General features: G+C 57.1%; 4 protein-coding genes. All 4 read left to right on the top strand.

Features of this window, described 5'->3' with window-relative positions:
* Nucleotides 1-255 precede the first annotated feature (255 nt).
* On the top strand, nucleotides 256-1,635 hold the full coding sequence (locus ABX749_RS19830) for a cation:proton antiporter (protein ID WP_372897497.1): 1,380 nt from the start codon (nucleotides 256-258) through the stop codon (nucleotides 1,633-1,635).
* 109 nt (nucleotides 1,636-1,744) lie between these two features.
* The gene (locus ABX749_RS19825; protein WP_372897496.1) at nucleotides 1,745-2,452 is read left to right on the top strand and encodes a hypothetical protein; all 708 of its coding nucleotides are present in this window, start codon (nucleotides 1,745-1,747) and stop codon (nucleotides 2,450-2,452) included.
* 62 nt (nucleotides 2,453-2,514) lie between these two features.
* Nucleotides 2,515-5,088 (top strand): DEAD/DEAH box helicase, encoded by a 2,574-nt coding sequence (locus ABX749_RS19820; RefSeq protein WP_372897495.1) that lies wholly within the window; start codon nucleotides 2,515-2,517, stop codon nucleotides 5,086-5,088.
* Between the two features lie 175 nt (nucleotides 5,089-5,263).
* A partial coding sequence (locus tag ABX749_RS19815) for a c-type cytochrome domain-containing protein (protein WP_372897494.1) occupies nucleotides 5,264-5,489 on the top strand: 226 nt, incomplete at its 3' end.

Below are 5,489 nucleotides of genomic sequence, written 5' to 3'. Positions count from 1 at the left end.
CATCTCATCGCATTGCAAGTCACAGCCTGACCCCTATTCCGTTCGACAAACGTAACCTTAAATTCAAGTTTCGACAGAGCACTCGTCAATCGCCACAAGTTATCCTTCTGACCACACCATCGTGGATCTTGTCAACGATCCCAAGTAGAGCGAACACTTTCCGGCGACGTTCGAAGACGATTTTTCGGTCGACACGACAGCGGACGACCAGGTCAACGGAAACACAATGACTCATTTTGAAGGAATCAACAGACGATGGAATTGTTCACAATCGCATCGACGGTGATCGCGCTGTCCGCGTTGTTTGGCTACGTCAACGTCAAACTGCTAAAGCTGCCCAACACGATCGGCTTGATGGTGATCGCGATCGTTTTCACCCTGGTGCTGTTCGCCAGTTCGATGTTCACCGATGTGTTTCTCGCCAGCGCGGAGCATCTGATCGGCGCGATCGATTTTGAATCCGTCTTGCTGGATGTGATGCTGGGTTTCTTGCTCTTCGCCGGCGCGATGCACACCAATTTCGACCAATTGCGGATCCAACGCTGGCCCGTGCTCGTGTTTTCGACCCTGGGGGTTCTGGCATCGACCTTCATCGTCGCGGTATCGGTCCACTTCGTATTCGGATGGATGGGCCTGGAGGTGCCAATGATTCACTGCCTGCTGTTCGGTGCCTTGATTTCACCGACCGATCCGATTGCCGTGCTGGGGATTTTGAAGAAAGCCGGTGTGCCGAAAGCGCTGGAGACAAAGATTGTCGGCGAATCGTTGTTCAATGACGGAGTCGGCGTGGTCGTGTTCTTGACCATCATGAGCATTGCCGGCGGAGGCATGACGGACCACGGCAACGGTCACGCTGCCGCCGGCGAAAACGTGATCGCCGTGACGGATACGACCGCCCCGGCGGAAATGGGGGCCGAAACCCACGATCGCGACGCTGAAGCCGAAACGACTGTCGGCAGCGTCGTTCAATTGTTCGTTCAGGAGGTGCTTGGCGGAATCCTGCTGGGATTGGCGCTCGGCTACATCGTGTTCTTGCTGCTGCGTTCGATCGACGATTATGAGATCGAAGTGATGATCACGCTGGCCTGTGTGATGGGCGGCTATTCGCTCGCACATGCCTTGCACCTCTCCGCACCGTTGGCGATCGTGGTCGCGGGGCTGATTGTGGGCAACGACACGGTTCGCGGCACGATGATGAGCAAGCAAACCGAACAGTATGTCGACAAGTTCTGGGAGCTGATGGACATGCTGATGAACGCGATTCTGTTCGTGTTGATCGGATTGGAATTGTTGATCTTGGAGGTGCGTACCGAGTACATTCTCGCCTCTCTGGCCGCGATCGTGATCGTATTGGTCTCTCGCTTCCTGTCGTTGATCCCGCCGGTCTGGTTCTTTGCCAAGCGGCTGAAGTTTGCGCCGCACACGTCAACCATCATGGCTTGGGGCGGATTACGGGGTGGCATCTCGATCGCGTTGGCGCTCAGTTTGCCAGTCGAGATGAACCGGGGGCTGTTGGTCACGGTGACTTACGCCGTCGTCGTGTTCTCGATCATCGTTCAAGGGCTGACCGTGGGCATGCTGGCCAACAAGTTGATCGGCAGGGAAGCGGAAGAGTCGGCAAAGGCGTCGGTTTGAACGATTTAGCCGCCGCATGTTTCGCCTGACGCGTTAAACTCGTTGGGCACCGCCATACCAGTTGCTGGTTCGGGTGGGCGCAATGCTCCCCATCCAACGGTAGGAAACGGTGATCGACCTCAAGATTCTGGCCTATGAAGAGACTCCCTTGGGCCCCCTTTGCTTGCGGCGTCGTAAGACGTTGTCCGAGCCGCGTCAGTGGGTCACGGAAGTGACGCTGAATCATGAGTTTCTAATGAGTAGTTTGCACACGGATTCCGAACGGGCATTGGCAACCATTCCGTTACAGCAGGCCGCCGGAAGCGGTCAACGCGTGTTGGTCGGCGGACTGGGGCTCGGCTACACCGCCCATTCCGCATTGACGTTCGAAAAAGTGGACCACGTGGAGGTAATCGAGTACCTGCCGCAAGTCATTGGCTGGCTGCGTGACGAAATGACTCCGCTGGCCGAGGAACTTAACGCATCGAACCGTCTGAACGTCTCCGAGGGCGACATCTATGAGTTCTTGCTCGCGTCGCCGACAGAGCAACGGTTCGACGTGATTTTGATCGACGTCGATCACTCGCCCGAAGACCAGCTGGCAAAGAAGCACGATTCGTTTTATCAAGTTGACGGCCTACGAAAGGCCGCGGCGCATCTAACCGAGCAAGGGGCGTTTGCCTTGTGGTCTTACGATGAACACACGCCGCTTTGGGACGCGATGCAGCACGTTTTTGCCTCCTCGACGGCTCATCCAATCACCTATTTCAATCAACACGTTCAGGAATCGTTCACCGACTGGTTGTACGTCGGCACCACGGCGTTGAAAAACGATTGAGCGAGGGGGCAATCCTGTTTGCCCCGTGTCAACGCGGTACCCCGCCATGCTACAACATGGGCATGAATCACGAAGAACCGGCCGCCGTTGACCCTTCGGCGGCAGCAAAACAGATGACCGTCGATCGCGACCTGGATCGCGATACGCTTGCCACCGAGTACTTTTCGCTGCTCCCCTATGAGCCCTACCCGGTTCAGGAAGAAGCGATGCTGGCGTACTTTGCCGGCGACCCCGATCGCGGCGACCAGGGCGTGTTGATTTGCGCGCCGACGGGAACCGGCAAAACAATGATCGCCGAAGCAGCGGTTTACGAGGCGCTCCGCACCGGGCGGCGGATGTATTACACCACGCCACTGATCGCGTTGACCGATCAGAAACTCGATGAATTGCGAGAGAGCGCGGTGCGCTGGGGGTTTCCCGCCGACAGCGTCGGGCTGGTGACGGGAAATCGTCGCGTCAATGGAGATGCGCCGGTGCTGGTCGTCGTCGCCGAAATCCTGCTCAACCGGTTGCTCAATCCCGAGGCGTTTGATTTTTCGGACGTCACGTCGGTGGTGATGGATGAATTTCATTCGTTCAACGATCCCGAACGCGGCATCGTGTGGGAGCTGACGTTGGCATTACTGCCCGCGCACATTCGCACCATGTTATTGAGTGCGACAGTCGGTAACTCGCTGGAATTCACCTCGTGGCTGTCGCGTGCCCACAACCGCCGGCTGCAACTGGTCACCGGCGATGAACGAAAGGTACCGTTGCAGTACGAGTGGATCGGCGATGAGATCTTGAACGACTTTGCCGAGAAGATTGCCGCCGGTGATGACGAGATTCGGCGCACACCATCGCTGGTGTTTTGTTTTTCCCGCTCTCAGTGCTGGACCGTCGCCGAGATGCTCAAGGGGAAAAGTCTGATCGACAAAGAGCGTCAAGCCGAACTGGCCGACTACCTCAACGCGGCCGACATGGCGGACGGTGCGGGACCAAAACTGAAACAGATTTTGATGCGCGGCGTCGGGGTCCACCACGCCGGCGTCATGCCACGCTATCGTCGAATGGTCGAAGAGCTGTTTCAACGCAAGTTGTTGGCGATGTGCGTTTGCACCGAGACACTCGCCGCGGGCATCAACCTGCCCGCGCGGAGTGTCGTTTTGCCGAGTTTGCTGAAAGGCCCCAAGGACAAACGCAAGCTGGTCGAAACCGCTTCGGCACAACAAATCTTTGGCCGCGCCGGACGACCACAATTTGACGATCGAGGATTCGTGTATGCCTTGGCCCACGAAGACGACGTCAAGCTGAACAAGTGGCGTGAAAAGTATGACTCGATCCCCGAGGACACTAAAGATCCGGGACTGTTGAAAGCCAAGAAACAGCTCAAGAAGAAGATGCCCAAGCGGCGCGCCGGCGAGACCTACTGGACCGAACAGCAGTTCATTCAACTGCAAGAGGCTGATTCGGCCGACCTCGCCAGCCGCGGACAATTACCGTGGCGGTTGCTGGCTTACATGCTGGGAAAGGATTCGAGTGTGGCGCCGCTGCGTGAACTGGTCTCCAAGCGATTGTTGACGCCCAAGAAGATTGAAGAGGGGCAACGGGAACTGAATCGGATGCTGATCACGATGTGGCAAGCCGACTATTTACAGCTCGATCCCAAACCGGTTCCCGCGTCTGCGAGCGATCTTCAACCGAAACCGCCGGTTAAGAAGAAGATCGCCGGTGAGAAGATCGCCGGTGAGAAGGACAAGGTCGCGGAGCCGAAATCCGGCACGGGCGGATTGTTCGGTGAGTTGCTGGATCAAATGCGCGACGAGGCACCTGAGTCGGCCCCGGAACCGCCGGAGACTGACGGTGGAGATGACCATGACCAGCCGCGCGTCAAGCAATATGATCTGGATGCGTATCGGCCGCAGACCGCGACCCCGACCTCGCGATTGGAACGTTTGGTTCATCTGCGCAGTATCAATCCGTTGTTCGGCGTCTACATGGCCGACCTGTTAGCAACTGCGGATCCCGAAGAACGGATCGCGGCGCTCGAAAGCGTCTTGGAAGTTCCCGGTACCGTCGCACGCTTCACACGCATGCCGCGGATTGAAGACATGCCGCCGGGAACGTTGGCAACCACGCGGCTGGATCCCCAGTTGCTGACGCTCGGCCTGGCGACTCCGGAAGAGCTTGGTGCGCGGGGCGAGGACGACGATGAGGACGTCAAGGACCGCGGATTTGGCCGCGTGATGTTCGAAGAACCACGCGTCTGGCCGTTAACGATCGGTGAAAAGATTCATCGTCTATTTCAAAATGATTATCCCACAGTTCAGGGCGTTCGCGTGCGACCGGTCTGGATCGTCGGAGAGTTGCTCAATTACGACGGCGATTTCAATAAGTACGTAACGACAAAGAAACTCCAAAAGGAAGAAGGTATTTTGCTGCGTCATTGCCTGCGGATGATCTTGTTTCTCGACGAGATGGCAAATGTTCCGCCGGAGAACACGACCGTCGAAACCTGGGAAGACCCGCTGGACGATCTCGCGGACATCTTGACCGAGACCTGTCGCAAAGCCGACCCGCAAACGACCGACGAAGTCCTGGCCCACGACGAAACTCTCGAAGACGCGTTGATCAGCAGCGGACGACGGAAAAACTGAGCGGAGCGAGTCTCGATCTCGGAGGGGAGCAGGGGAGAGTCGATTTGCGACTCGCGTGCGGGGGGGACCCAATCTGGACGGAGTTTTCTCAAGCGAGATGACAATGGCGTCGGGTTTCGGTTAACCTGAGGAGTCCCACATTTGATCGTCCTATGTTTTAGGTCATCCCGCCTTCATGTATCGCCTGTTCTTTAATCTTTCGTTGTTCGCCGCGATTTGTTCTGTCGGCTTTCTCGTTGGCGAGTCGGCAGCTGAGCCATCGGTCGGAAACAGGTTGAGTTTCGATCGCGACATTCGGCCAATCTTGTCGGAAAACTGCTTTGCCTGTCATGGGTTCGACGCCAATGCACGCGAGGCGGACTTGCGACTAGATACCCGCCAAGGGGCGATCGATGACGGTG

The organism is Stieleria sp., assembly GCF_041595215.1.
In the GTDB taxonomy this organism is placed as follows: domain Bacteria; phylum Planctomycetota; class Planctomycetia; order Pirellulales; family Pirellulaceae; genus Stieleria; species Stieleria magnilauensis.
The sequence above is the reverse complement of the archived record's forward strand: the minus strand, read 5'-3'. Positions and strand labels throughout refer to the sequence as shown.

Excerpts from the sequence above, each read along its gene's own strand:
- ABX749_RS19830 (WP_372897497.1), top strand. The coding sequence starts at position 256 with ATGGAATTGTTCACAATCGCATCGACGGTGATCGCGCTGTCCGCGTTG.
- ABX749_RS19820 (WP_372897495.1), top strand. The coding sequence starts at position 2,515 with ATGAATCACGAAGAACCGGCCGCCGTTGACCCTTCGGCGGCAGCAAAA.